The sequence below is a fragment of the Streptomyces sp. NPDC059010 genome, from assembly GCF_042740355.1.
Taxonomy (GTDB): Bacteria; Actinomycetota; Actinomycetes; order Streptomycetales; family Streptomycetaceae; genus Streptomyces.
The window spans coordinates 16,062-41,187 of sequence record NZ_JBHYJA010000027.1 but is presented as its reverse complement, the minus strand read 5'-3'; the positions used below and the strand labels follow the sequence as shown (position 1 = coordinate 41,187).

The window sequence follows — 25,126 nt, the reverse complement described above, 5'->3', positions numbered from 1 at the left end:
CCCGTTCGCATTTGGCAGTTTCACCTGAGGAGATTCAACAATGCCGGCACAGCTGAGCGGCGTCCTGACCGCCCTCGCCACCCCGTTCGCCTCGGACGGGGAGATCGACGAGAAGACACTGCGCCGCCTGGTCGACCGCAGCATCGACGGCGGTGTGGACGGAGTCGTCGCCTGTGGATCCACGGGTGAGTTCGCGGCGATGAGCGCAGCGGAACGGCGCCATCTGATCGAGACCGTCATCGACCAGACGGCCGGACGAGTCCCGGTCGTCGCACAGACCGGTGCGCTCAGCACCAGGGAAGCCGTCGAGCTGTCCCGGCACGCGCAGGCCGCCGGAGCCTCGGTGCTGATGGTGGTCGCCCCGTACTACGAGCCGCTCACGCTCGACGAGACGCTGCGCTATCTGCGTACGGTCGCCGACGCGGTGGACCTCCCGATCATGCTGTACAACCTGCCCGGGGCCACCGGCGTCAGCCTCTCCGCGGACACCGTCGGGCAGCTCGCCAGCGAGGTGGAGAACATCCAGTACATCAAGGACACCAGCGCCGACATGGCGCAGGCCGGGCAGCTGATCCACCGTCACGGCGACGTCATCTCCACCTTCATCGGCTGGGACAGCCTGCTCCTCCAGGCGATCTCCGAGGGCGCCGCCGGTGTCATGGCCGGGACCGCGAACGTGATGCCGGCCGAACTGGTCTCCATCCACCGCGCGTTGCGCGCCGGCGACCTCGCCCGTGCGCAGGCCGAATGGGCGCGGATCTATCCGCTGATGGACGCGATCATGTCCGCGCCGTTCATTCCGGCGGTGAAGGCCGCCCTGGACGCGGCCGGATTCCCCGTCGGCGGCCCTCGTGAGCCGCTGCTCGGCCTCGACGCCGCCACGACGGCCAGGATCGCCGACCTGGTCCGCGCCCTGCACCCGTAGGGCAACAGGGCGGACGTCGTCGTGTGCGCCACACGGGCACCCAACCACCGTTTTCAGTAGGCGAGTTGACCCGGTACGACCATCGTCGCCGTCGGATCCCTCGCACGGCACCGCCGCGAGACCGGCGGCGGCGACGTCGGCCACGCCAGTCACCTGTCGTCGGCGCACGGCATCGGCCGCCGTGCCGACCGGCCGGCCGCCTCCCCCGACCACTCAAGGAGTCACTGATCATGACCACTGCCGCCGGCCTCACGACGGCCACCGTTCGCCGCGCAGCCGATGCACCGCCTCTGATCACCGAGGCCGACCTTCCCGCGGCCCGGCACTTCATCGACGGGAAGTTCCCGGACGGGGCGCCCGAGCGCGTCATCGACGTGGTCGACCCGAGCACGGAGAGCGTCATCGCCCGGATCCCCGAGGGCACCGCCGAGGACATCGACCGTGCGGTCGCGGCCGCGGTGGCGGCCAGGGCCCCCTGGGCACGGCTGGTCCCCAAGGAGCGTTCGGAGGTGCTGCACGCCATCGCCGACCGTGTGGCCGAGAAGGCCGAGCTCCTCGCCAGGCTGGAGTCGGCGAACACGGGCAAGCCGCTCGCCGTGTCGCGGGACGACATCGGCATGACCGTCGACACCTTCCGCTTCATGGCCGGTGCGGTGCGCGCGACCACCTCCCTGGCCGCGGGCGACTACGCCGAGAACCATCTGTCGGTCATCGTGCGGGAACCGCTCGGTGTGATCGGAGTGATCACACCTTGGAACTACCCCCTGCTCATGGCGGCCTGGAAGATCGCCCCGATCCTCGCCGCCGGCAACACTCTGGTCCTCAAGCCGTCAGAGCAGACACCGCTGACCACCCTGAAGTTCGCCGAACTCGTCGCCGACCTGCTGCCGCCCGGCGTGCTGAACGTGGTGAACGGGTACGGCGCGGTGGCCGGCGCCCGGCTGGCCGAGCACCCGGACGTGCACATGATCGCCCTGACCGGTTCGGTCGCCAGCGGTCGCGCCGTCGCCCGGGCCGCCGCCGACACCCTCAAGCGGGTGCACCTCGAACTCGGCGGCAAGGCCCCGGTCGTGGTCTTCCCGGACGCCGACCTCGCGGCGGCCGCGGCGGCATTGCGCGTGGCCGGCTTCTGGAACTCGGGTCAGGAGTGCGGGGCCGCCTGCCGTGTGCTGGTCCACGAGTCGGTCGCCGAGGAGTTCGTGGCGCACCTCGTGGGCGAGGTACGGGAGTTGGCCGTCGGTGAGCCGCGCGCCGGGGAGGACGTCGAGGTCGGGCCCATGGTCTCCAAGGCCCACTTCGAGCGGGTCACGGGGTACCTGGAGCGGGCGAAGAGCGAAGGCGTCCGGGTGGCGGTGGGAGGTGGGGCTCTCGACGGGCCCGGGTATTTCGTGGCCCCGACGGTGCTGGTCGACGTGCCCGAAGGGGCCGAGGTCGCCCGCGAGGAGATCTTCGGCCCGGTCGTCACGGTCGAGACCTTCGCCGACGAGGAGGAGGCCGTACGGCGAGCCAATGACGTACCTCTCGGCCTGTCGGCATCGGTGTGGACCGAGAACGCGCGCCGCAGCCACGACATCGCCGCGCGCCTCGACTTCGGGACGGTCTGGGTCAACTCCCATCTCGTGCTGGCGAGCGAAGTCCCCTGGGGCGGTTTCAAGGGCTCCGGTTACGGACGGGACCTGTCGATCTACGCGCTGGACGACTACTCGCGCACCAAGCACGTGATGCACAACCACGGGCGCTGATCCCGCCCTGCCCACCTGTTCGACCGCCATGGAGGTGCGGAGTGGACGTCGGCGACCCCCTGATGACGCCGTTCGTGCTCAAGAACCTGACGCTGCGCAACCGCATCGTCAGCACGTCCCACGAGCCGGCCTACAGCGAGGGCGGCCTGCCCAAGGACCGCTACCGCGCCTACCACGTCGAGAAGGCCCGGGGCGGTGTCGGGCTGACCATGATCGGCGGCAGCGCGCTGGTCAGCCGCGACAGTGCACCCGCCTTCGGCAACCTGCAGTTGTGGAAGGACGAGGCGGAGCCCTGGCTGCGCCGCCTCGCCGACGAGGTCCACGACCAGGGGGCGGCGGTGATGACCCAGCTGACGCACCTCGGTCACCGCACCAGCAGCTACACCGACAACTGGCTCCCGGCGATCTCGGCGAGCAATGTCCGCGAACCGGCGCACCGGGCGTTCGCCAAGGCCGCCGAGCAGTGGGACCTCGACCGGGTGCTGCAGGACTTCGTGGACGTCGCGCAGCGCTGCCGGTCCGCGGGACTGGACGGCATCGAGCTCATGGCGTGGGGCCACCTCCTCGACTCGTTCTGGACCCCGTTCTGGAACCGTCGCGACGACGAGTACGGCGGCTCCTACGAGAACCGGATGCGCTATCCGCTCCAGGTCATCCGGGCCGTACGCGAAGCGGTCGGCCCGGATTTCGTCATCGGCGCGCGCATGACGTTCGACGAGGAGCGCGAGGGCGGCCTGGAGACGGACGAGGCGCTGCGGATCGCCGAGGACATCTCGGCGGCCGGGATCGACTTCATCAGCCTGATCAAGGGCTCGATCGGCACCGACGCCGACCTGGCCCGCACCATCCCGCCGATGTCCACACCGGCCTCTCCGCACCTGGAGTTCGCCGGCCGCGTCAAGCGCAAACTCTCGGTCCCCGTCATGCACGCCGCCCGCATCAGCGACGTCGCCACCGCGCGGTACGCCATCGCGGAGGGCCTGCTCGACCTGGTCGGCATGACCAGGGCACTGATGGCCGACCCCGAACTCCCGAACAAGGTCCGCGACGGCCGCACGGACCGTATCCGTCCCTGTGTGGGCGCCAACATGTGCATCGACGGCATCTACAGCTCCGGCGCGGCGTTCTGCGTGCACAACCCGTCCACGGGCCGCGAGTTGGAGATACCCCAGCGCATCGACGCCGCCTCCACGGCGCGGCGTGTGGCGGTGGTGGGAGCGGGCCCCGCCGGTCTGGAGGCCGCCCGCGTCCTCGCCGAGCGCGGCCACGACGTCCGCCTCTTCGAGGCCGCGGACAAGGTGGGCGGCCAGCTGCTGCTGGCCTCGCTCGTCCCGCGCCGTCGCGACCTCCGCGGCATCATCGACTGGCGGACCGACGAACTCGCCCGACTGGGCGTACCAGTCGCGTTGAACACGTACGTGGACGCCCCGACGCTGCTCGCCGAACGCTGGGACGTCGTGATCGTCGCGACGGGCGGCACCCCGGCGGCGCCGCGCGTGCCCGGGGCCGGCCTGGTCCACGACACCTGGGACGTGCTGTCGGGAGCGCGACGGCTGCGGGGCCGTGTGATGGTCTACGACGACCACGGCGGCAACCAGGCGCTCGACGCGGTGGAGGCCCTCGTCCGAGGCGGCGCCACCGTGGAGATCGTCACGCCGGAACGCACCCTCTCCCCCGACGTCGGCTCGCTCACGGCGGCCGGATACTTCAACTCACTGGCGCAGAGCGGTGTGGCGGTCACGGTCCTTCGACGCCTGCACGGGGTCACGAGGGCCGCGGACGGCCTGACGGTCGAACTCGGCATGGACGGCTTCGACTTCCGCCAGCACCGCGCCTTCGACGCCGTGGTGGCGGAGATGGGCACCGATCCGGTCCAGGAGCTCTACGACGAGCTGCTCGGCTCCTCCACAAACCTGGGCGCCGTCGACTGGGCGGAACTGCTGGCGGGCGAGCCCCAGTCGGTGGTGCGCAACGAGGACGGTGCCTTCCGGCTGTTCCGCATCGGGGACGCGGTGACCAGTCGGAACGTCCATGCGGCGATGCTGGACGCGGCCCGGCTCGGCCGGACGATCTGAGACTGGGGCGAGAAGTTGTACGACTTTTCCCCCAACCGCTGAGGACTCGGTGCGGGCGGCTCCATGTGCGCCGTCTATTCGAGTGCTTGTCTGCACGTCACCGCTTCTCGCCCATGGGTGGGCGGCATACCTCTGGCGACCACACACCTACCGAAGGAGACGCTCATGCGTGCACCTATCGCCCTGGCCGCCCTCGCCCTCGCCGGGACAGCCCTGCTCGGAGGCCCGGGCCAGGCCTTTGCCGACGACAGCGACGAGATGGGTAAGGCCGGATCCGACTTCGGGAACAACGCTCCGGCCAAGCCCAACTTCGGCGAGGGCACGTCCGATTCCGACCCGAGCGTGTCCAGCTTCGACCAGCATGCGCCCGGTTCCAACCAGAGTGCGCCCGGTTCCGGCCCGGTCGCGCCCAGCTTCGGCGCGGTCGGCTCCGTCTTCGACCCGACCAACTGACAGCTGGCCCGCGCTGTCATTCCCTGCTCCCCCGCATCGAGATGCTGTCGGTGCGGGGCGCGGGTGCGTCACGACAACTTGCGGCACGTTCCGCCGCTATTGGACCCGCCCCCACTGCTCGCGCCGCCCCCGCTACTGGACCGGCGCCGTACAAAGACGCATGGCAGCGCCTAATCAATCGTGCTTGGGCCAGATCGGGCCCTGGTCGGTCCAGATGACGCCCTTGTTGCGGCACAGGCAGAAGGGGTGGCCGATCGGGTCGGTGTAGACCTGCCAGCCGTAGCCGTTGGGGCCGATGAAGTCCTGCCTCAGCGTCGCGCCGAGGTCGAGGACGCGGCGCTGCTCGGACTCGATCTCGTCCACTTCGAAGTCGAGGTGGAACTGCTTGGGGTGCTCGCTGTCGGGCCACTGCGGAGCGCGGTAGTCGTCCACCCTGATGAATGCCAGCTCGATCTCGCCGAACTGGATGCCGGCCCAGTCCTCGGAGCTGCCTTCCTTGATCGGACGGCCCGTCACCTCGGAGTAGAAGGCCGCCAGCTTCATCGTGTCCGGGCAGTCGACAATGAAATCGGTGAGTCGCAGCATCCCGCGATCTTGCCACAAGCTCACACCCGACATCGAGAGTGGCCCTAGTGGGGCTCCTGCCGCCGCCCATAGGGGGCGATGCGGAGAACGGCGCGGTTGGTGGCCAGGTGGGTGGAGAGAGTGCGGTTCACGGGGCGGCCTCGGTTGTCGGGTTCGGTACGCGCCGGTACGGCTCGCCCTGGGCGGGGCGTTGGTCCGGCCGGCCCGCGGCGGGCCAGGTGGCACAGGCGCGCTCGGCCAGCGCGGTCACGGTGAGTGCGGGGTTCACGCCGAGGTTGCCGGGGACGGCGGAGGCGTCGATGACATGCAGGCTCGGGTAGCCGTGGACACGGTGATAGAGGTCGGCGACACTCGTCGCCGGACGGCTGCCGATCGGGCAGCCGCCCAGCAGGTGGGCGGTGACCGGCAGCCGTAGGACGGTGTTCCACAGAAGTGCGGCCCGGCCGCCGATGCGCCGGGCGTAGTGGTGGGCGACGGCCTCGGCGGCGGCCAGCCGCACGGGTTCGGGGCGGGGGCTTCCCGGACGAAAGGTCAGGCTCCCGCGGCGGAAGTGGCTGGTCAGGTGGGAGTCGCCCTGCTCGATGGCGAAGAGTACGGCGGTACGCCGGCCGAAGTCCCGCCACGAAGAGCCGCCCGGCCGGACGAGCAGTGCGGCCGGATGGGTTCCGGGCCCGAGTCGGCACAGCTGGACCAGGAGGTCTGGTCGTGGTCGCAGCACGCAGCTGATGGCGACACCGGGTCCGACGTCGAAGCCGTCGGCGGACACGGCGGCGAACACCTCCCGGTTGGTGCGGGTGCGGGTGCCCAGCGCGGGGGAAAGGTGCGGCAGGTACGGCTGGGAGCGGTGCAGGAGCTCCGCGGTGCCCCAGGCCCCGGCAGCGAGAACGACTTGATGCGCCGACAGTACGGTGTGGGTCCGGGTGATACCGGTGCCGTGGCGTGTGTGCACGTGCCAGGTGCCGTCCGGTTGCGGGATCAGTTTCCGGGCCTCGGTCAGGGGCCGGATCTCGGCTCCGGCTCGCTGGGCGAGGTACAGGTAGTTGTGGTCCAGGGAGTTCTTCGCGCCGACGCGGCAGCCCAGTGTGCAGCGGCCGCACTCCGTGCAGCCGGCCCGTGCCGGGCCCCGGCCGTCGAAGAAGGGGTCCGGCACCGTACGCCCGGCTGGGCCGAAGTGGATGCCGACCCGGGTGGCATGGACGCCGCCGGGCACCCCGAGTGCGGCGGCCGTTCGGCGCAGCATGTCGTCCCCTGCCGCCTGCCGGGGCACGCGCGTGGTGCCCAGTATCCGTTCCGCCAGTGCGTAGCACGGGGCGAGTTCGCTCTCCCAGTCGAGGGTCGGATCCCAGCAGGCCTCACGGAAGACGGCCGCGTCGGGCCGGTAGTGGACGCCCGCGTAGACGAGGGATCCGCCGCCCACCCCGACACCCATCAGCGCGACCAGACGGCGTCGTACCCGCAGGCGTGCGATGCCGCGCCAGCCGAGCCAGGGCGCCCACAGCAGGTGCTGTGCCTGCCATGCGGACGTGGCGAAGTCCTCCGGCCGCCAGCTGCGTCCGGTCTCGACGACCGTGACGCGGTAGCCCTTCTCCGCCAGACGCAGTGCCGCGACGCTCCCGCCGAACCCCGAGCCCACGACAAGCACCTCACGCGAGCGTGATCCAACCGCATCCCTCGTCACGGTCAGTACGTTATCGGTCGCAGTGCGCTCATCATCCGATCAGTCAGAGAGAGGGTCCGTGGCTGATTCCGTGCCTGCCCCCACCGTCCCGACCGCTCCGGGTTCGCTGCCCCTGCTCGGGCACAGCCTGAAACTCCTGCTCGACCCACTCGACTTCATGGCGTCGCTCAACGAGCTGGGCCCTCTGGTACGGATGCGAGGCCCGGCCTTCACACCCGACGTCTACCTCGTCAACTCACCCGAACTCCTCCACCAGTTGCTGGTGACCGATGCCCGCGACTACGGCCAGGCGAGGATCACGGCAGGGATCGGCTCCCAGTTCGGCGTCAGCCTGGTGATGGACATGGACTTCGACGGGTTGACGCTGTTCGGATCACACCGCAGGCACCGGCGCGCCGTGCAGCCGGCCTTCCACCCCCACCGCATCACCGCCGGAACACCGGCACTGCGGCGGGCCGTCCAGGAGGCCGCGGCCCAGTGGTGCCCGGGCAGGACGATCCGGGTGGACCGGGAGATGGCCTCCCTCGCCTACCGGGTCAACGCGCGCGCAGTGTGCGGGGACACTCCGGCCCTCGACCGGGTGACGGCCGCTCTGGCGGCCATGAGCTCCCAGACCACGCGAGGCCTGTACTGGCGCCTCGCCGTCCCACAGCTCGCCCACCTCAAACACGTGCCGGGCACTGGCAGCTTCCGGCGGGCCCTGTCCGATCTGCGGACCGGAATCCTGGCGGCGCTCACCCACCAGCGCGGTCAGGGTGCGGCCGACGGCAGTGTCCTCTCCGAGCTTCTGCGGGCCCGTTACGCCGCCCCGGACGAACCACTCGGCGACCAGCAGATCACCGCCGACACGCTGTTCCTCATCTGGGCCTCGACGCACGGCCTCAAGGAGGTGCTCCCCCACCTCTTCTACGAGCTGGCGCGCCACCCCGACATCGAACAGCGAGTGCACCAGGAAGTCGACTCCGTCCTCGACGGCCGCCCCGTGCAGGCCCAGGACCTCACCTCGCTCGAATACACGCGCCGCGTCGTCAAGGAGACACTTCGGCTGCACCCCGCCCCCTGGATGCTGGGCCGGCGCACTCTCGTCCCCGTACGCCTGGGTACCGCCGAACTCCCCGCGGGCACCGAACTCGCCTACTGCACTTACGCGTTGCACCGCAATCCCGCGGTCCACCCCGACCCGCTGCGTTTCGACCCCGACCGCTGGCTGCCCGGCCCCGCGAAGACCCTGGCACGCTGCGCCGACGTCCCGTTCGGCGCGGGGGTACGCAAGTGCATCGGTGACGCCCTGACGATGAACCAGCTCCTGACCGCCGTGGCCACCATCGCGGCCCACTGGCAGCTGCGCACCACGCCAGGACACCGCTACCGGCCGCACGGCCGCATCGTCATCTCCCCCGGCCCGATGCCCATGACCTGCCACCTCCGCCGGGGCCGTGCGAGCGCGAGCCCCGTAGCCGCCCCGGAGCACGGTGCGGCTCCGGCAGATGTCCAGGGATGGCGGCGGCATGCGAACTGAGTCCCGTTCCGTGACAGATGCAGCGTTCGGAAGAGGGTCCATGCGGCAGTGCGTCGGCCGCACGGACCACCTGGCGGACGACCTCGCAGACAACCTGACGGCGATTGATCATCCTTCACGGTTGTATTCACATCCCGGCCGTAACAGGGATGCGGCGGGCGGCGTTTGCGCGGGCGTGGACATTGGCACGCAGGTCGCCGGCCTGGACGGTACGGACGCGGCAGATCCTTCGAACCGAGAGGACGTGTGAGGTGGGTTCTCCCGTAGTGCCACTCGCCGGTGTCTACCGGCGCAGCGGGATTCACGACCCGGCCCTGCGCCGCGGCTACGAGGCGTGCCGCCGTGCCACCCGTGCGACGGGCGAGATCGAGTACGCCGTCTCACTGCTGCTGCCGCCACCGCTGCGGACCGCCACCTGGGCGCTGTACGGCGCCGTACGGGCCGTGGACGACCTGGCCGACGCGCCCGGGGCCGCAGAGGGAACGGATCCCGGGCGAGCCGGACGGCTGGAGGAGTGGATCTCGGCCTTCGACGCGGACCTGCGCGAGGGCCGCGGCAGCGACCCGGTACGGCAGGCGCTGATCCACACCATGCTGACCTGGAACCTGCCGCCGGGGTTCCTGCACACGCTGTTCGAGGAGCTCCGCCAGGACGTCAATGGACGTCAGTTCGCGACCTGGCATGAGTGGCGGCGCTACAACAGCCTGATCAATACCCCGCTCGTGCTCCGCGCGGGCTCACTGCTGACGCGGGCCGCGGGTCTGTCCGCCGAACCGGAGACGATCGCCGCGAGCGTGCCGGACATGGCCGTCGCATGGCAGACCGCCGTCGACGCGATCTACCTCACCGACGCCCTCGTCGACCTCTGCGACGACCTGGACCGCGGCCACGTCCCCCTGCCGCAGGAAGCCCTGGACGAGGGCGGTGTGCATCGGGCGGACCTGCTGACCCGGCGTGCCACCCCGGCGTTCGGGGAACTGGTCCGCCGTCTGGCCGACCGCGCCCGTACCTGGCTGGACCACAGCCCACTGCCACCCGTGCTGCACCCCGCGGTGACTGTCGCCCTCGGTGCCTACACCGACCTGTACCGGCTCCGCCTCAAGGCTGCCGCCGACTCCCCCACCGCACTGCTGCATCGCCGCCCCGCTCTGCCGCGAACCGCCCGGCTGCGCCTGCTGCTGCCCGCCCGGACGAAGGCCGCGGCGGCCTGGGCCCTGTTCCCCTTCCCCATCCAGCCCAGCCCGCCACCACACCGCTCACCGACCGACGCATCCGACGCATCCGAAGCGCCCGAAGCGCCCGGCCGGGCCGAGCAGACTTGCGCACGCGCTGTTCAGCGGCGTGCGACCACACCTCCGCCTCCCCACCCGTCCGGAGCCCGCCCGCCCCAACTCCCGCCCGAAGCCATGCCGCGTCACGTCGCGATCGTCATGGACGGCAACGGCCGCTGGGCGACCGCCCGAGGCCTGCCCCGCACCGACGGCCACCGCGCGGGCACCGAGGCACTGATCGACGTCGTGCACGGCGCCCTGGAGATCGGGCTGAAGCACCTGACGGTGTACGCGTTCTCCACCGAGAACTGGAAACGCCCCGCCGACGAACTGCAGGCACTGATGTACGAGATCCCCCAGAGCATGCGCGGCATGGTGGACGAGGAACTTGACGTCCGCCTGCGCTGGGCCGGGGTCCGCTCCCGCCTGCCGGCCGACGTCGTCGAGCGGCTCCTCCAGGACGAGCGGACCACCCGCGACCGCACCGGACTGATGCTGACCATGTGCGTGAACTACGGAGGCCGCGCCGAGATCACGGCGGCCGCGGCGAAACTCGCCCAGGAAGCAGCCGCCGGAAGGATCGACCCCACCGCGGTCTCCGAGCACGTCTTCGCCCGCTACCTCCACGTCCCCGAACTGCCCGACGTGGACCTGCTGCTGCGCACCGGCGGCGACCAGCGCACCTCCAACTTCCTTCCCTGGCAGGCCACCTACGCCGAACTGCTCTTCCTGGACACACCGTGGCCCGAGGCCGACCGCCGAACCCTGTGGCAGGCGATCGAACAGTACGCCCGCCGCACCCGCCGCTACGGCTCCGTCCCCCGCATCCCCGCCCAGCCCGCCTTGCCGAGCGGACACGGAGCACCGACACCGTGATCACGCGGCGGAGAGTCCTCGGAAGAACCGTCGGATGTCGCCGATGAGCAGATCCGGCTCCTCCATGGCCGGGAAGTGACCGCCCCGGTCGAACTCGGACCAGTGCGTTATGTGGTTGGTGGCCTCGGCGAATCGGCGGATCGTCAGGCTGAGATCCTTGGGGAAGACCGCCACGCCGGTCGGCGTGGTCGAGGGCTCCGGCTGCCGGCCCCAGGAGCCGGCGGACTCGCGGTACAGACGGGCCGAGGAGGCCGCCGTGCCGGTGAGCCAGTACAGCATGACGTCGGTGAGCATCTGGTCGCGGTCCACCGCGTCCTCGGGCGTGTCCGCGGAGTCGGTCCAGTCCTTGAACTTCTCGACGATCCAGGCGAGTTGGCCGACCGGGGAGTCGTGCAGTGCGAAGGCGAGAGTCTGCGGGCGGGTGGACTGCACGGCCGCGTATCCGAACAGCTCCCGCTGGTAGCGCTCCCCGTGCTTGAGTCGCTGCTGCTCCTCGTCGGTGAAGGGCGCGGCGTCCGGGGGCGGCGGAGTGCCGATCATGGTCACGTGGATGCCCACGACGTGCTCGGCATCGATCCGGCCGAGCTCGCGGGTGATGGACGAGCCCCAGTCGCTGCCGTGTGCGCCGTAGCGGGTGTATCCGAGGCGGTTCATCAGCTGCGCCCAGGCGCGGGCCACGCGCTCGACATTCCATCCTGTCTCGCGGGTGGGGCCGGAGAAGCCGTAGCCGGGGATCGAGGGGACGACGACGTGGAAGTCCTCGCTCAAGGGCTCGATGACATTGAGGAGTTCGATGACCGAGCCGGGCCAGCCGTGGGTGGCGATCAGCGGCAGCGCGTCGGGATTGGCCGAGCGGAGGTGCAGGAAATGGACGTTCTGTCCGTCGATCTCGGTGGTGAACTGCGGGATGGAGTTGAGCCGCTTCTCCTGTTCCCGCCAGTCGTAGGTGTGCCGCCAGTACTCCACCAGCTCCTGGACATAGCCGAGCGGGATGCCGTACTCCCAGCCGACGCCGGGAAGCTCGTCGGGCCAGCGGATCCGGTCGAGCCGGGCGTGCAGATCGTCGAGCTGGGACTGGGGGATGTCGATGCGGAAGGGGGTGATGTCGGTCATGAAGCCGCGACCGCCGTTTCGTCGGCCTTCTTCTCCGGCAGGTCGAGGGTGCTGCGCAGGTTGATCGGTTCGAGGAGGACGGCGGCGATCACGGCGAGAACGGCGGCGCCGGCCGAGAGGAGGAAGATGTGCGCCGTCGCGTCGCCGTACGCGACCCGGATGATCTCCTGTGCCGCGGGGGACTGCGCGACGGCCGGTGAGAACTGGCCTCCGGACATCCCGTGGCCGGCGGACATCCCGGCGGAGGCAAACCCGCTCGCCACCTTGTCGTCGACCTGGCGGGCCAGGACGGCGCCGAGGACGGCGACGCCCACCGTGCCACCGAGGGACCGGAAGAACGACACCGTGGAGCTCGCCGCCCCGACATCCTTCAACTGCACGGTGTTCTGCACGGCGAGCACGAAGTTCTGCAGCGTCATGCCGACGCCCATCCCGACGCACAGCATCGACACCCCCAGGAAGACCATGGGCGTCTCGTGATCGATGATGCCGAGTCCGGCGGATCCGGCGGTGAGGAGCACGGCGCCGGTGATGAGGAACGGCTTGATCTTCCCGGTTCGGCTGATCAGCCGGCCGCAGACGATGGAGGCGATCAGGATGCCCGCCATCATCGGAATCGTCAGCAGGCCGGCTTCGGTGGGGGTGCGGCCGCGGCTCAGCTGGAAGTACTGGCTGAGGAACACCGCGGTGCCGAACATGGCCGTACCGACCGCCAGGCTGCCGAGGATGGCCAGGGCCGTGGTGCGCTTCCTGACGATGGCGAGCGGAACGATCGGTTCGGCAGCGCGTGTCTCCACCCACATGGCCGCGGCGAGCAGGGCCAGCCCGCCGCACACCATGGCGGCGGTCTGCCACGAGGCCCAGGCGAAGGAGCCGTCGACGAACGACGCCCAGATGAGCAGAACACTGACACCGGCGGCGATCAGCGTCGCCCCCAGATAGTCGATCTTCACGTTCTCGCGGCGCAGGACAGGAAGGTTCAGCGTCCGCTGGAGCAGGAGGAACGCGACGGCGGCGAGCGGAATTGCAATGAAGAAGCACCACCGCCAGCCCAGCCACGAGGTGTCGACGATGACGCCGCCGAGGAGCGGCCCACCGATGGTCGAGGTCGATGTGGTGCCGCTCAGGTAAGCGCTGTAACGGCCGCGCTCGCGAGGCGGGATGAGGGCGGCGATGGCGATCTGGACGAGCGCCTGCACACCTCCCACGCCGACGCCCTGGACGGCCCGCGCGGCTATCAGCTCACCGCCCGTCTGGCTGATCCCGGACGCCAGGGTGCCGAGCACGAAGACGGCGATGGCGGCCTGGAGGAGGGCCTTCTTGCTGAACAGGTCGGCGAGCTTGCCCCAGATCGGGGTCGTCGCGGTGGTGGTGAGGAGGGTCGCGGTGACGACCCACGTGTATTGGGTCTGCGTCCCGTGCACCGATCCGATGATCTTCGGCAGCGCGCTGGAGACGACCGTACTGCTGAGGGTCGACACGAACAGGGCGAGCAGCAGGCCGCTGAGCACCTTCAGCACCTGTCGGCGGGACGCGGGGGACGGCTCCTCGGGTTCTGACTCGTTCACTGCGCTCACTGCGCTCCTCGTCGGACGGGTTGCAGGCAACCAGTTGGCTGTACACGGCGTGGATGGAGGACATCGCCCAGGCCGCAGGGGTGACACGGGCAACGGTCTACGCTCACTTCCCCGGCGAGGCCGAGATCGTCGACGCGCTCGTGGAGCACGTGTAAGGGGCGCGCGAAGGCCGGTACGGACGGCGGTCTTCGCGCACCCTCGCGGCGGCGGCCGGGGATCAGGGGCGCACGGCCTGCGCATCCCCGGTCAGCGGGCGGTCCAGCCTGTCCTCCTTGCGGCCGAGGAGCTGGAGGTTGCGGGCGCCGAAGTCGACCAGGAGCGGCTGCCCGGAGATGTACCGCGCCGCATGCGAGTTGAGGAACACGAGCGGGTCCGCCATCTCCTCCGGTGTGGCCAGGCCCTTGTGCAGGCCGGCGTTCGCCTCCAGCTGGTCGCGTCCGCCGCGCATCACGGCGAAGTCCGGCGTCAGACCGGTCTCGGTGTTCGTGGGGAGCAGGGCGTTCACCCGGATTCCGCGGCTCGCGAGTGCGGTGGCGCTGTGGGCCATGAACAGGTTGAGCACCCGCTTGGAGAGCGCGTAGGCGGCCGGTCCGGGCTGGCTCTGGAGGCCGAGTCCTTCGATCGCCTCGACGATGGCGTCCCACCCCTCGGCCCGGATCAGCCCTTGGAGTTCCTCCTGGTAGCGCTCCCAGTTGATACCGCCCAGGGAGGACACGTAGGCGATGGCACCGCCCTCGCCCATGCGGGCCTCCAGGTACGTCTTCGAGATGTACTTGTAGGAGCCGTAGTTGATGAACAGGGTCGTGTTGTAGTCGTGCTGGAGCCCGGAGACCCCGGCCACCCCGAAGAACGTGTCGATGTGCTCGGGGAGCGACGCGAAGGCCCGGTCGATGTCCTCCCGTACTCCCAGGTTCGCCTGGATCGCGGAGGCGAGACCCGACAACTCGGTCGGCGCGTAGTCGATGACGTGGACCTCGGCGCCCAGCTCGACGAGCCGCTGTGCCGTCGCCTTGCCGATGCCGGAGGCCGCGCCGGTCACGACCGCGGTCTTGCCGGCGTACTGCAGGTAGTCGTTCATGTGCCCAGTTCCTCTCCCCCGCGCCGAGACGCGGGGCTGCTGTGTGCGGGAGGGGATCGCGTCGCGTCAGGAAAGCGGGAGCGGGAGCGCGGACCCGATGGTCTTGGTCTCGGTGAAGACCTCGAAGCCCTCGCGGCCTCCCTCGCGGCCGAAGCCGCTGGCCTTGTAGCCGCCGAACGGGGCGTCGCCGCCGGAGTACGAGCCGCCGTTGATCATGAAGGTTCCGGTGCGGATGGCACGTGCGATGCGCAGAGCACGCTCCGTCGACGCCGACGAGACATACCCGGAGAGGCCGTACCGGCTGGCGTTGGCCAGTTGGATCGCCTCGTCATCGGTGTCGAACGGTGTCACGGTGAGCACCGGGCCGAAGATCTCCTCCTGCGCGATGGTGGAGGCGTTGTCGACGTCCACGAAGAGTGTCGGCTCGACCCAGAAACCCGGGCGGTCGGGGATGCCGCCACCGGTGGCGAGCTTCGCGCCCTCCTCCTGACCGATGCGGATGTAGTCGGCGATGCGGTCGCGCTGCCGGGCCGAGACGATCGGGCCGGCCAGCGTCTTCTGGTCCTGCGGGTCACCCCAGGGCACCTGCTGGAATGCCTGCGTCAGGCCGGCGACGACCTGCTCGTAGACATCGCGGTGCACCAGCAGCCGGGTCGGTAGCGCGCAGCCCTGGCCCGAGTGGGCGAGCGCGCCGAGCGCCTGCGGTATGGCCTGGCGGAGGTCCGCGTCATCGAGGATGATCGAGGCGCTTTTGCCACCGAGTTCCAGCGTCGTGCGCTTGAACGTCGGCGCGGCGAGTTCGAGGATGCGCTGCCCCGTGGCCGTGGAGCCGGTGAACGTGATCATGTCGACGCGCGGGTCGGTCAGGAGGAGTTCGGCCGTGTCACGGTGGCTGGTCGTCACCACGTTGACCACGCCGACCGGGATGTCGGTGCGCTCGGCGATGAGCCGACCGAGGCGGGTGGCGTTCCACGGTGTCTCGGGCGCGGGCTTGGCGACGACCGTGTTGCCGGTGGCGAGAGCGCCGGCGAGCTTGACGAGCAGCAACCCGAAGGGGAAGTTCCAGGGGGTGATGGCGGCGACGACGCCGACGGGCTCCTTGACGACCCATCGCTGGCTGGGCTCGTTGGTGAACCGGTTGACGGCATCGTCGAGGCGGCGCACCCACTCGAACTCGTCGATGTGGTCGATGTGCCACCGGAACTTCTGCAGAGGCTCCTCCAGTTGAGCGCCGTGGGTGAGCATGCGCGGGGCCCCGACCTCCGCGATGAGTTCCTCGCGCAGTTCCTCCTTCTCCTCGACCAGCGCATCGAGGAGCTGGGTCAGGGCACGCTTGCGCAACTGCCGGTCGACGGCCCAGTCCGTCTCCTCGAACGCCCGCCGTGCCGCACCGATCGCATCGAGCATGTCGTCCCGGCCGGCGTCGGCCACCTTGCCCAGAACCGTGCCGTCTGCCGGGTTGAGCACCTCGATCGTGCGGCTGTCCGCGGCCGCGCGCAGCTTTCCGTCGATCAGCAGGCGTTCCTCGTGGCGCGATGCCGGGGAAGGCGGGCCGGACGGGGTGATGGACATCATTGTCTCCTGGATTGGGTGGGGGGAGGGAGAGAGAGGGAGGAACGAAGGAAGGGCGTGAGGCGCGGCGCGGCTGGCCCGGGAGGACCAGAGAGGGGCGGCCTGATCGGAGGTCAGGAATCCGCCGCGGGGACGGTCGGGCGCACGGCCTCGGCCCAGCTCGCTCCGGTGGCGATGGCCTGGCGCCACTGCCGGATCGCCTTGGGCGGCATGCCCACCGCGAGGGCGCCGCTGATGCGGTCGCCGGTGCGGTAGGCGGCCACGAATTTCCGCTCGGCCGGGTCGCCCTCGACCACGGCTACCTCGTCGTGGCCGCGCAGGTACCCGTACGCCTGGATCTTCATGTCGTACTGGTCGGACCAGAAGTACGGCACCGGCGCGAACGGCTTGCGCGCCTGGGGGTTGAGCAGGTTGCGGGCGGCCGCCATGCCCTGCTCGGCGGCGTTGGTGCGATGCTCGATCCGCATCGACTGCCCGAACAGCGGGTTGTACCAGCGGGCCACGTCACCGGCCGCGTACACGTCCCGCGCGGCCTGGCAGTACTCGTCACACACCACGCCGTCCCCCACCGCGAGCCCGCTGCCGGCCAGCCACTCGGTGTTGGGCAGCGAGCCGATGGCGACCAGCACCTCGTCGGCCTCGACCAGTTCACCGCCGGCCAGCCGTACGCCGTCCCCGGTCACCTCTGCCACGCTCACCCCGCACCGCAGGTTCACCCCCCGCTCCAGATGGGCGGCCGTGAGCACCTGACCGACCTCCGTGCCGACGGCGTGGGCCAGCGGGACGGGGGCGGGTTCGAGGAGGGTGACCTCGCAGCCCAGGCGCCAGGCGACGGCGGCGGCCTCGGCCCCGAGGAACCCGGCACCGACCACGACCAGCCGCCGTCCCGGCGCCAGCCGGTCCCGCAGGGCCAGGGCGTCGTCCAGGGTGCGCAGCACGTGCGCGCCCTCCCCCGGCAGCCGCCGCGGCCGCACCCCGGTGGCCACGATCAGCGCGTCGTACGGCACCGTTGTCCCGTCGGCCAACTCCACCGTGCGCTCGGCGAGTTCGAGGCTGGTGGCGGCCGCCCCGAGGCGCAGGTCGAGGTCGAGTCCGGCCAGGTCGCCGGGGGTGCGCAGGGCCAGCCGCCCGGGCTCCCACTCGGCCGCCAGCAGCTGCTTGGACAGCGGCGGGCGGTCGTACGGGGCGAGGGGTTCGTCGCCGACGAGGGTGAGGGTGCCGTCGTAGCCCTCGCGGCGCAGGGTCTCGGCCGCCGCGAGTCCGGCGGCCGAGGCACCCACGACGACGATGCGCCTCACTGGTCGACCAGCCGGATCGCGGCGGCCGGGCAGACCGCGATGGCTTCCTTCACGTCGTCGAGTTGGTCCTCGCCGACCTGTTCCTCCAGCAGGATCGCGATGCCGTCGTCGTCCTGGTCGAAGACCTCCATCGCGGCGAGCACGCACTGTCCGGACGCGACGCACTTGTCGGCTTCCAGCTCCACCTTCATGATCGGGTTCCCTTCGTCACGCACGTCTTCACGCGCGGGTGTGGTTGGTTGGCGGTGGTTTCGGAGCTGTCACCAGGCGACGGGCAGTTCGTGGACGCCGTAGATGAAGGCGTCATGCTTGAACTTCACGTCCTCCAGCGCGCAGGCCAGCCTCAGCGTGGGGATGCGCTTGTAGAGGGTGCCGTAGACGACCTGGAGTTCCATGCGGGCCAGCGGCTGGCCGAGGCACTGGTGGTTGCCGAAGCCGAAGGCGACGTGGCGGCGGGCGTCGCGGGTGAGGTCGAGGCGGTCGGGGTCGGCGAACACCTCGGGGTCGCGGTTGCCGATCTCGTTGACCATGATGACGCCCTCGCCGGCCTTGATGACCTGGCCGCCGATCTCGATGTCCTCGGTCACCGCCCGGCGCCGGCCCAGGTGGGTGATGTGCAGGTAGCGCAGGAGCTCCTCGACGGCACCGGCGACGAACTTCGGGTCGTCGCTCTCACGCAGCAGCGCGAGCTGGTCGGGGTGCTGCAGCAGGGCCAGGGTGCCGAGCGCGATCATGTTCGCGGTGGTCTCGTGGCCCGCGATCAGCAGGAGCAGCGCCATCTCCGTGGCCTGCTGGTGGGTGAGTTCGCCGGCCGTGATGCGGGCGGCGATGCTGGAGAGCAGGTCGTCCTTGGGTTCGGCGAGCCGCTTGCCGAGGAGTCCGGCGAGGTAGCCCGCGACCTCCCGGCTCGCCGCGCCCCGCTCCTCGGGTGTGGCGGTCGTACGGACCATGGTCTTGGTGTTCTCCTGGAAGAACTCGTGCTCCTCGTAGGGCACGCCGAGCAGTTCGCAGATCACCAGCGAGGGGATCGGCAGGGCGAACACGTCCACCAGGTCCACCGGGCCGGAACGGGCCAGCATGTCGTCGATCAGGCCGTCCACGATGCGCTGTACGGCGGGGCGCATGGCCTCGATCTTCTTGACGGCGAACGGCGCCGTCACCATCCGGCGCAGCCGGGCGTGCTCGGGGTCGTCCATCATGATGAAGCTGAGCTTGCCCTCGCCCGCCTCAGGACTGGCCTTGGTCGGGTAGCCGGGGGTGTCGGTGTCCGCGCTGACGCGCGGGTCCCCCAGGATGGCGCGCTGCTCGGCGTACCGGGTCACCAGCCAGGGCTCGCTGCCGTCCCACAGGCGGACCCTGGTCAGCGGCCCCTCCTCCTGCAGTTCCTTGAGCTCGGGCGGCGGGTCGAAGGGGCAGCGGGACTGCCGGGGCATCGGGAACTCGGGGACGGCGTCCCGCGCTGCGGGCGCGGTACCGGTCACGGTGTCGGCCATGGCTTGGCTCTCCTCGGTCGTGGGGGGGGGATCAGCGGGATCAGCCTGGGTGGGCACATGCAAACAGAGGGGGCTGACGTAATCCGGTCAGCTTCCTGACCGTCACCTGACATGGCGCAGATCACATGTCGGCTCTCAACCAGCCGTCTGTCAGCGGCGATTCGGAGGGAACCCATCGACTGTCGGCTGCTGCTGGTAGGGGGCCTCGTGCGTCGTTTCGCGGGCGGCCCTGGCCCCCTGTCGGTAGTTCGAGACGAGACCGCCGAGCGCTCCCAGCGAGACCAGGCCCATACCGGCGGCGGTCGCGATGCCCTTCGCGCCGTCCATCGCGACGTAGGAGATCGCGGCCACACCGCCGTTGAACAGGAACAGGAACCACAGCACCGGCCGCGACGACAGGAACGCCTTGATCTTCGGCTTCTTCGTGATGCGCGAACCCGTCACCAGCGCGACGGCGATACCGGCGAACGTCGCGACCGTCTTCTCCGTGCCGTCCAGGAACGCACCCGCCCCTCCCATGCTGGTGGCCAGGCCGGCGACGAAGAACGACCAGAGGAGCAGATCGGCGGCGAACGACTTCACGCGGGCCAGAAACGACGTGGACCTCATCGGGGACTTCCTTCGGGACGGGGAGCTCGGTGCTCTCGGAATCTCTGCTGATCACGATTCCGTCTCCCGTACGGCTCCACGAGGGAGCGGACTCCCGAGCCGTTGGTGTAGCGGGCTACACCACCGCGTGCCGGGCGCCTGTGACGCGAAGGAGGTCCAGTTTCCCCGCGTCGCTGCTGCCGGCCGCCGCTGTGTAGGTGACCATGCGTAGGTCTGCTCCGGGGACGACGAGGACGTCGCAGTCGAGCAGGATGTCACCGATCTCCGGGTGCCGGATCGTCTTTCGGTCCGTCGTGTGCTGGGCGGCGGCCGTCTCCATGACCCAGCGATGCGCGAAATCGTCGGACATCGCTCGTAGATCCTGCACGAGACGATCGAGCTGGGCGTCCGTGGGATAACGGGACACCGCGTCCTTGAGGTCGGCGACGATCGACGCTTCGAAGGCGTCCTGTCCACGCTCCGACCGGACGGAAAGCATCGCGGCACGAGCCACGCCATCGCCGAAGAGCGCACGGGCGAGATTCCGTTCGGCGATGGGGAGGACGGACGGGTCTCCGAGCAGGGCGCTCCACGCGGTGTTCCACCACAGCAGCGTCCAGTCGGCGGCGAACACCGCGATCGGAACATCGCCCAGGCGCGCGGCGAGCCGTTGGATCCCCGGGGGCACATGGGTGCTGACCGTCCCGTCCCGGGGCGGCAAGAGGCCCGCGCTTCGATACAGCTGGTCGCGCTCGTCGCGGGAGAGCTGAAGAGCCCGGGCAAGGGAGCCGACGACCTGGGCAGAGGGGTTCTTCGCGCGTCCCTGTTCCAGGCGCAGGACGTACTCCACGGAAAGCCCGGCCAGCTGTGCGAGTTCCTCGCGGCGCAGTCCCGGGGCACGACGCCTGTCCGTCATGGGAAGGCCGGCGTCGACCGGGGAGAGACGGTCACGCCAGGCACGCAGGAGTACGGCGAAACCGGAGCGGGAGGAGGCCATGGGTTCATTCTCGCCGCGCGGCGCCGGATGAGCGTGGGTACTGCCAGTCCCAGTGACGGGGACGGCACTGGCTCGCGTCGGCGCATCCGGCGAACGTGGATGCGTCCAGGCCGAACGCCTCGGATGGCACCAGATGGCATCGGCTGACCAGTTGAGAAGTTGAGGAGAGGAGTCCTCCATGCGGCGGACCATAGTGATGACGGGCGCGACCCGCGGGATCGGCCGCGTCGCCGCGGAGTACATCCTGCGCCGGTCGCCGGACGTGCACCTCGTCGTCGTTGCCCGCGGATCGTCAGGAGCACGGCTTGCCGTGGAGCTCGGTGCGGGCGGGCACGCGGTCTCGTACGTCCCGGCGGACCTCGGCTCACTGCAGAGCGTCTGCTCGGCCGCCGCCGAGATCCGCAACCGGCTCGAAGCGGGTGAACTCCCGCCGCTGCGCGGCTTCGTGGGCAACGCGGGTGTGCAGTACACGAACGCGCTCACCGAGTCACCCGACGGGTTCGAGTCCACCTTCGCCGTCAACGTGCTCGCCCATCACCTGTTCGTCCGCCTGCTCCAGGACCGCTTCATCGCCCCCTCCCGGATCGTGATCACCGCCAGCGACACCCATTTCGGCGACTTCAAGCACAACTTGGGCATGGTGCCAGGCCCGGTCTGGAAGTCCCCGGATGTCCTCGCCCGCACGGGCGCTTTCCCCAAGCCGCAGTCCACGGCCGCCGGGCGCACCGCGTACTCGACGAGCAAGCTGGCGGCGATCTACCTGGTTCACGAGTACGCGCGCCGGCTGCCCGCCGGGGTGGACGCCATCGCCTACAACCCTGGCTTCGTCCCCGGCACCGGGCTCGCCCGCAACGCGGACGCCGTCTCCCGGTTCGCCATGCGGCGCGTCCTGCCGCTGCTGACCCTCACCCCGTTCGCCACCAGCCGCGACTTCGCGGGCCGCTGCCTCGCCGACGTCGCCCTCGGCACAGTCCGGGCGCAGACCGGCTCCTACGTCGACCGCGACCGTTCGGCCCGCTCCTCGGAGGAGTCCTACGACGCACGGCGCGAGGGCGAACTCTGGGAGGCCGCCGAACGGTTCACGCGCGACATACGCTGCCAGGGCGGAAGCGTTCTCGGATGACGCTGCGCTGCTGCGCGCACCCGCTGCTCGTCGCCGTGGCGGTCGCGGCGCGGACGGCCGCGACCCGGCGTCCTGGTCGGGTCAGTTCGTCACCCGGAAGGTGGCGTCGCCGCGCCCCGTCGCCGTGGTGATCGGGTCGAGCCGCAGCTGGAATCCGTAGTGCCGGATGTACCGGTCGGGGTGGTTGTACGACTGATAGGACGCCGCTGTGGAGTCGGCGAGCCCGGCGACCTGGCGGAAGGTCGCGTCCTGGGCGAACTGGCCGGTGCCGTCGTTGTGGGCGAGCTGGAAGTCGAAGGCGGAGTGCCGCAGGTAGTACCCGGGGAAGTTCACCGACTCGAAGGAGACGGTGCCGGAGCCCGCCAGACCGGGCCTGACCCGGAACCGGGCGTCCTCGGCAGGGCTGACGTTCGGGTCGATGCGCACGTCGAAGTCGGTGTGCCGGACGTACCGGTCCTGGAAGTTGTACGACTGGAGCCGGTTGGCCGCGGTGTTGGGCCAGCGCGCGAGCACGCGGCTCTCCTCGGCGGCCGTCAGGTTCAGGATCCAGCCGTGGCGCTTCTTCGTGCCGCCCATGTGGTAGCTGCCCGAAGCCTGCTTCCGGTAGGCGGCGGGGTCGGCCGGGTCGGTGGTCAGGACCGGCATGTAGCCACCGCTGGAGGCGTACTGGTCGAGGTAGAGGGCCCACTCGTTACGGCCGTTGAACTTCATCCACATCGGGCCTTCGACCTGGGAGCCGGTGAGGCCGATGCCGGAGAGGTCGCCGAGGCGGGTCCACGTCCCGAGGATCGAGTTGCTGCCTTCGAGCGTGATCTGCCCGTCGCCGGAGGCCCGCACGTAGCGGTAGTTGCCGACGCCGGCCGGCGTCTCGATGATCTGGGTGTCGATGATGCCCTGGGTGCCGGGACGGTCGATGTACAGCTGCGGGGTGGTGATCGTGCGGAAGTCCTTGGTGCGGGCGTAGTAGATGCGGTGCTTCAGCACGCCGCCCAGGGTCGCGTTCGTCGCCCAGTACAGGACGTAGTCGTTGGTCTGCGGGTCCCAGATCGCCTCGGGCGCCCACGCGTTGCGGCCGTCCGGGATCGCGCCCGCGACGTTCAGCAGCCACGGCTGCGACCAGGTGACCAAGTCGCTCGACTCCCAGACCACGAGGCTGCGGCTGCCGTTGTTCTGGGCGTCGCCCCACGACTGTCCGCAGCCGATGCACAGATCGGTCGCGATGATCCAGTACTTGCCGCCGCCCGGGGCGCGGACCAGAGCGGGGTCACGCACCCCGCGTGTGCCGACGGTGGAGCGCAGGACCATGCCGCCGCCGTTGAGGTCGTTCCAGTGCACGCCGTCCGGGCTGTGCGAGAGGTACATCTGCTGGTTGGTCGCCCCCTCCCCGGTGAAGTGCACCATCAGGTAGCCCGGTTCGGCGGCGGCGGCCCGCTGGGGTGTGGTCAAGGTCTGGGCAGTGAAGAGCAGGCAGGCGGCGACCAATATCGCCGCGAGCCGGGTGAAAACCCTGAGCATGTGCGTTTCCTGTCTTGTCTGTGTAGGGGGTGCCCGCTGGGTGAAGGCGGGTTGGTCAAAGACGCGACCACTGGAAGCTGGCGGCTGTGCCGCAGGTGCGCTGTTCGAGCAGGGCGGCGTCCGCGGTCGAGGCGCCGACGACGTTGACGCACTTGCCGCTGTGGCGGGCCCTGAGCTGGTGATGGCCGTCGACGGGGACCCGCTGGAATTGCTGGTTCGCGCCGGAATGGCAGGGGAACTGGATGAGCCCGGCGCCGTCGGCGGTCGAAGCGCCGTTCACGTCCAGGCACTTGCCGCTGTTGAGGCTCTCGACCTGGAAGTAGCCCCCGCCCACGTCGACGAAGCGCCATTGCTGCCACGGCCTGCCGTTCCAGGCGTACTGACCGACCTTCACGAAGTCGTCGGTGTTGGGCGCCTGGACGTCGATGACCTTGCCGCTGTTGCGGTTGGTCAGCCGGTGGTACGTCACGGCCGGTTCGCCGGAGGGCACGGTCAGCGCGGTGCCCGTGGCCGTCGGCACGCCGAGGTTGGGTGACCCGTCCGCGTTCCAGGTGATCTTCTGGATGCGGGTGGTACGGGTGGTGCCGCAGCCCTGGGAGGACGACGAGTTGGCGTGGTAGACGATCCAGTCCTCGGTGCCGTCCGGTGACTTGAAGAACCCGTTGTGGCCCGGACCGAACACGCTGCCCGCGTCATCGCGCTGGAAGGCCGGCTGTGTGCTCTTGCTCCAGGAACTCGCGTTCAGCGGGTCGCCGCCGGTGAGCGTGAGCAGGCCCAGCTTGTAGTCCGGGCCCTGGCAGGCACTCGCCGAGTAGGAGATGAACGTCTTCCCGTCGTGCTGCAAGGCGACCGGGCCCTCGTTCATCGGGGTGCCCTGCTTCTCCCAGGCGTGGGCCGGGGCGGAGATCCGCGTACGGGGTCCGGTCACGGTCCACGGATTGCTCAACGCGACGACGTAGATGCTCGGATCGGACCCGGCCCACTGCGGTGTCGCCACCCCCGACCAGACGAAGTACAGCCGGCCGTTGATGGTGACGACGCTGCCGTCGATCCCCCACCAGTCGTTCGCGCCGAAGATCATGCCCTTGTACGTGTACGGCCCGAGCGGGTCGGTTCCGGAACTCTCCAGCACATGCACACGCTGGTCCTCGATGTCGCCTGTGCCGGCGGAGTAGTAGACGTACCAGCGCTTACCGTTGGGGCCGTCGAGCAGGTGCATTTCCGGGGCCCACACATAGTGGTCACGGCCCACGGCATGAGCACCGAACACCGGCACCGGCGAAGCCGACTTGAGCGCCTCGACCGTGGGCGCCTTCCGCATCGTCAACGGCCCGCTGTAAGGCGTCGTCATCAAGTAGTAGCTGCCGTCGTAGTACGTCATGTACGGGTCGGCGCCGGAGCTGTTGAGCGGGTTCGTGAACGTCGTCGTGGCCGCCTGCGCGTCTGGCGCGGTCACCACCGCCCCGCCCATCGCACCGCCGACGACGGCGAGAGCCATCGCCATGGCACCCAGCCGACGGACGGCAGCGGAACCCCTCCCCACGCGCTGCCGGACGCGGCGTCTCGGCGACTCCACGCCGTCGGATTCTGAACTGATGCTCATGACAGGGACATCCTCGTTCGTGTCGTGGAGCGGCGTTGGAAGACG

Annotated in this window: 21 protein-coding genes; 8 read left to right on the top strand and 13 right to left on the bottom strand. The window is 70.1% G+C overall.

Features of this window, described 5'->3' with window-relative positions:
• Positions 1-40 precede the first annotated feature (40 nt).
• The 4 genes from dapA to ACFWYS_RS27460 all read left to right on the top strand — a co-directional run bounded on the left by dapA (position 41) and on the right by ACFWYS_RS27460 (position 5,195).
• Positions 41-925, top strand: coding sequence for a 4-hydroxy-tetrahydrodipicolinate synthase (dapA, locus tag ACFWYS_RS27475; RefSeq protein ID WP_384774276.1), 885 nt, complete (start codon positions 41-43; stop codon positions 923-925).
• A gap of 230 nt (positions 926-1,155) precedes the next feature.
• Positions 1,156-2,667 carry an aminobutyraldehyde dehydrogenase gene (locus ACFWYS_RS27470; protein WP_384774273.1) on the top strand — a complete coding sequence of 504 codons (1,512 nt, stop codon included), beginning with the start codon at positions 1,156-1,158 and terminating at the stop codon, positions 2,665-2,667.
• Positions 2,668-2,708: 41 nt separating this feature from the next.
• Positions 2,709-4,742, top strand: coding sequence for an FAD-dependent oxidoreductase (locus ACFWYS_RS27465; RefSeq protein WP_384774270.1), 2,034 nt, complete (start codon positions 2,709-2,711; stop codon positions 4,740-4,742).
• A 165-nt stretch (positions 4,743-4,907) separates the two neighbouring features.
• Positions 4,908-5,195, top strand: coding sequence for a hypothetical protein (locus ACFWYS_RS27460; protein WP_384774267.1), 288 nt, complete (start codon positions 4,908-4,910; stop codon positions 5,193-5,195).
• 174 nt (positions 5,196-5,369) lie between these two features.
• Here the strand turns inward: ACFWYS_RS27460 and ACFWYS_RS27455 are convergent, their stop codons facing one another.
• Together ACFWYS_RS27455 and ACFWYS_RS27450 are read right to left on the bottom strand one after the other, a co-directional pair.
• The gene (locus tag ACFWYS_RS27455) at positions 5,370-5,780 is read right to left on the bottom strand and encodes a VOC family protein (protein ID WP_384774264.1); all 411 of its coding nucleotides are present in this window, start codon (positions 5,778-5,780) and stop codon (positions 5,370-5,372) included.
• A gap of 127 nt (positions 5,781-5,907) precedes the next feature.
• A complete protein-coding gene (locus tag ACFWYS_RS27450; RefSeq protein WP_384774262.1) occupies positions 5,908-7,413 on the bottom strand; it encodes a GMC family oxidoreductase N-terminal domain-containing protein in 1,506 nt (501 codons plus the stop codon).
• Between the two features lie 103 nt (positions 7,414-7,516).
• Between ACFWYS_RS27450 and ACFWYS_RS27445 the strand changes: the two genes are divergently transcribed.
• Together ACFWYS_RS27445 and uppS are read left to right on the top strand one after the other, a co-directional pair.
• Positions 7,517-8,977: a cytochrome P450 gene (locus ACFWYS_RS27445; protein ID WP_384774258.1), complete on the top strand. Its 1,461-nt coding sequence runs from the start codon at positions 7,517-7,519 to the stop codon at positions 8,975-8,977.
• A 251-nt stretch (positions 8,978-9,228) separates the two neighbouring features.
• Entirely contained in the window at positions 9,229-11,124 is a 1,896-nt protein-coding gene (gene uppS, locus ACFWYS_RS27440; protein ID WP_384774255.1) for a polyprenyl diphosphate synthase, read from the top strand.
• On the opposite strand, the gene ACFWYS_RS27435 is transcribed toward uppS, so the two are convergent.
• On the bottom strand, positions 11,125-12,237 hold the full coding sequence (locus ACFWYS_RS27435; protein WP_384774252.1) for an epoxide hydrolase family protein: 1,113 nt from the start codon (positions 12,235-12,237) through the stop codon (positions 11,125-11,127).
• Positions 12,234-13,814, bottom strand: coding sequence for an MFS transporter (locus ACFWYS_RS27430; protein WP_384774249.1), 1,581 nt, complete (start codon positions 13,812-13,814; stop codon positions 12,234-12,236). The genes ACFWYS_RS27435 and ACFWYS_RS27430 overlap by 4 nt, the downstream gene beginning before the upstream one ends.
• 20 nt (positions 13,815-13,834) lie before the next feature.
• Between ACFWYS_RS27430 and ACFWYS_RS27425 the strand changes: the two genes are divergently transcribed.
• Entirely contained in the window at positions 13,835-13,969 is a 135-nt protein-coding gene (locus tag ACFWYS_RS27425) for a helix-turn-helix domain-containing protein (protein ID WP_384774246.1), read from the top strand.
• A gap of 62 nt (positions 13,970-14,031) precedes the next feature.
• Here the strand turns inward: ACFWYS_RS27425 and ACFWYS_RS27420 are convergent, their stop codons facing one another.
• From ACFWYS_RS27420 to ACFWYS_RS27390, 7 genes are all read right to left on the bottom strand, one after another.
• Positions 14,032-14,892 carry an SDR family oxidoreductase gene (locus ACFWYS_RS27420; protein ID WP_384774243.1) on the bottom strand — a complete coding sequence of 287 codons (861 nt, stop codon included), beginning with the start codon at positions 14,890-14,892 and terminating at the stop codon, positions 14,032-14,034.
• A gap of 66 nt (positions 14,893-14,958) precedes the next feature.
• Positions 14,959-16,464: an aldehyde dehydrogenase family protein gene (locus ACFWYS_RS27415; RefSeq protein ID WP_384774240.1), complete on the bottom strand. Its 1,506-nt coding sequence runs from the start codon at positions 16,462-16,464 to the stop codon at positions 14,959-14,961.
• Between the two features lie 113 nt (positions 16,465-16,577).
• Complete coding sequence (locus ACFWYS_RS27410) at positions 16,578-17,762, bottom strand: NAD(P)/FAD-dependent oxidoreductase (protein ID WP_384774237.1); 1,185 nt, start codon at positions 17,760-17,762, stop codon at positions 16,578-16,580.
• On the bottom strand, positions 17,759-17,953 hold the full coding sequence (locus ACFWYS_RS27405; RefSeq protein WP_384774234.1) for a ferredoxin: 195 nt from the start codon (positions 17,951-17,953) through the stop codon (positions 17,759-17,761). Before ACFWYS_RS27405 ends, ACFWYS_RS27410 begins: the two co-directional genes overlap by 4 nt.
• Positions 17,954-18,022: 69 nt before the next feature.
• Positions 18,023-19,255 carry a cytochrome P450 gene (locus tag ACFWYS_RS27400; RefSeq protein WP_384774232.1) on the bottom strand — a complete coding sequence of 411 codons (1,233 nt, stop codon included), beginning with the start codon at positions 19,253-19,255 and terminating at the stop codon, positions 18,023-18,025.
• Positions 19,256-19,405: 150 nt separating this feature from the next.
• A complete protein-coding gene (locus ACFWYS_RS27395; RefSeq protein ID WP_384774229.1) occupies positions 19,406-19,864 on the bottom strand; it encodes a hypothetical protein in 459 nt (152 codons plus the stop codon).
• A gap of 115 nt (positions 19,865-19,979) precedes the next feature.
• Entirely contained in the window at positions 19,980-20,840 is an 861-nt protein-coding gene (locus ACFWYS_RS27390; protein WP_384774227.1) for a helix-turn-helix transcriptional regulator, read from the bottom strand.
• 178 nt (positions 20,841-21,018) lie between these two features.
• Between ACFWYS_RS27390 and ACFWYS_RS27385 the strand changes: the two genes are divergently transcribed.
• On the top strand, positions 21,019-21,963 hold the full coding sequence (locus tag ACFWYS_RS27385) for an SDR family NAD(P)-dependent oxidoreductase (RefSeq protein ID WP_384774225.1): 945 nt from the start codon (positions 21,019-21,021) through the stop codon (positions 21,961-21,963).
• An 81-nt stretch (positions 21,964-22,044) separates the two neighbouring features.
• On the opposite strand, the gene ACFWYS_RS27380 is transcribed toward ACFWYS_RS27385, so the two are convergent.
• Positions 22,045-23,478 carry a glycoside hydrolase family 43 protein gene (locus ACFWYS_RS27380; protein WP_384774222.1) on the bottom strand — a complete coding sequence of 478 codons (1,434 nt, stop codon included), beginning with the start codon at positions 23,476-23,478 and terminating at the stop codon, positions 22,045-22,047.
• 55 nt (positions 23,479-23,533) lie between these two features.
• On the bottom strand, positions 23,534-25,081 hold the full coding sequence (locus ACFWYS_RS27375) for a family 43 glycosylhydrolase (RefSeq protein WP_384774220.1): 1,548 nt from the start codon (positions 25,079-25,081) through the stop codon (positions 23,534-23,536).
• Positions 25,082-25,126: the final 45 nt, after the last annotated feature.

Coding starts and splice junctions, on each gene's coding strand:
- dapA (WP_384774276.1), top strand. CDS start 41: ATGCCGGCACAGCTGAGCGGCGTCCTGACCGCCCTCGCCACCCCGTTC.
- ACFWYS_RS27470 (WP_384774273.1), top strand. CDS start 1,156: ATGACCACTGCCGCCGGCCTCACGACGGCCACCGTTCGCCGCGCAGCC.
- ACFWYS_RS27460 (WP_384774267.1), top strand. CDS start 4,908: ATGCGTGCACCTATCGCCCTGGCCGCCCTCGCCCTCGCCGGGACAGCC.
- ACFWYS_RS27455 (WP_384774264.1), bottom strand. CDS start 5,780: ATGCTGCGACTCACCGATTTCATTGTCGACTGCCCGGACACGATGAAG.
- ACFWYS_RS27435 (WP_384774252.1), bottom strand. CDS start 12,237: ATGACCGACATCACCCCCTTCCGCATCGACATCCCCCAGTCCCAGCTC.
- ACFWYS_RS27420 (WP_384774243.1), bottom strand. CDS start 14,892: ATGAACGACTACCTGCAGTACGCCGGCAAGACCGCGGTCGTGACCGGC.
- ACFWYS_RS27415 (WP_384774240.1), bottom strand. CDS start 16,464: ATGTCCATCACCCCGTCCGGCCCGCCTTCCCCGGCATCGCGCCACGAG.
- ACFWYS_RS27405 (WP_384774234.1), bottom strand. CDS start 17,953: ATGAAGGTGGAGCTGGAAGCCGACAAGTGCGTCGCGTCCGGACAGTGC.
- ACFWYS_RS27400 (WP_384774232.1), bottom strand. CDS start 19,255: ATGGCCGACACCGTGACCGGTACCGCGCCCGCAGCGCGGGACGCCGTC.
- ACFWYS_RS27395 (WP_384774229.1), bottom strand. CDS start 19,864: ATGAGGTCCACGTCGTTTCTGGCCCGCGTGAAGTCGTTCGCCGCCGAT.
- ACFWYS_RS27390 (WP_384774227.1), bottom strand. CDS start 20,840: ATGGCCTCCTCCCGCTCCGGTTTCGCCGTACTCCTGCGTGCCTGGCGT.
- ACFWYS_RS27385 (WP_384774225.1), top strand. CDS start 21,019: ATGCGGCGGACCATAGTGATGACGGGCGCGACCCGCGGGATCGGCCGC.
- ACFWYS_RS27380 (WP_384774222.1), bottom strand. CDS start 23,478: ATGCTCAGGGTTTTCACCCGGCTCGCGGCGATATTGGTCGCCGCCTGC.
- ACFWYS_RS27375 (WP_384774220.1), bottom strand. CDS start 25,081: ATGAGCATCAGTTCAGAATCCGACGGCGTGGAGTCGCCGAGACGCCGC.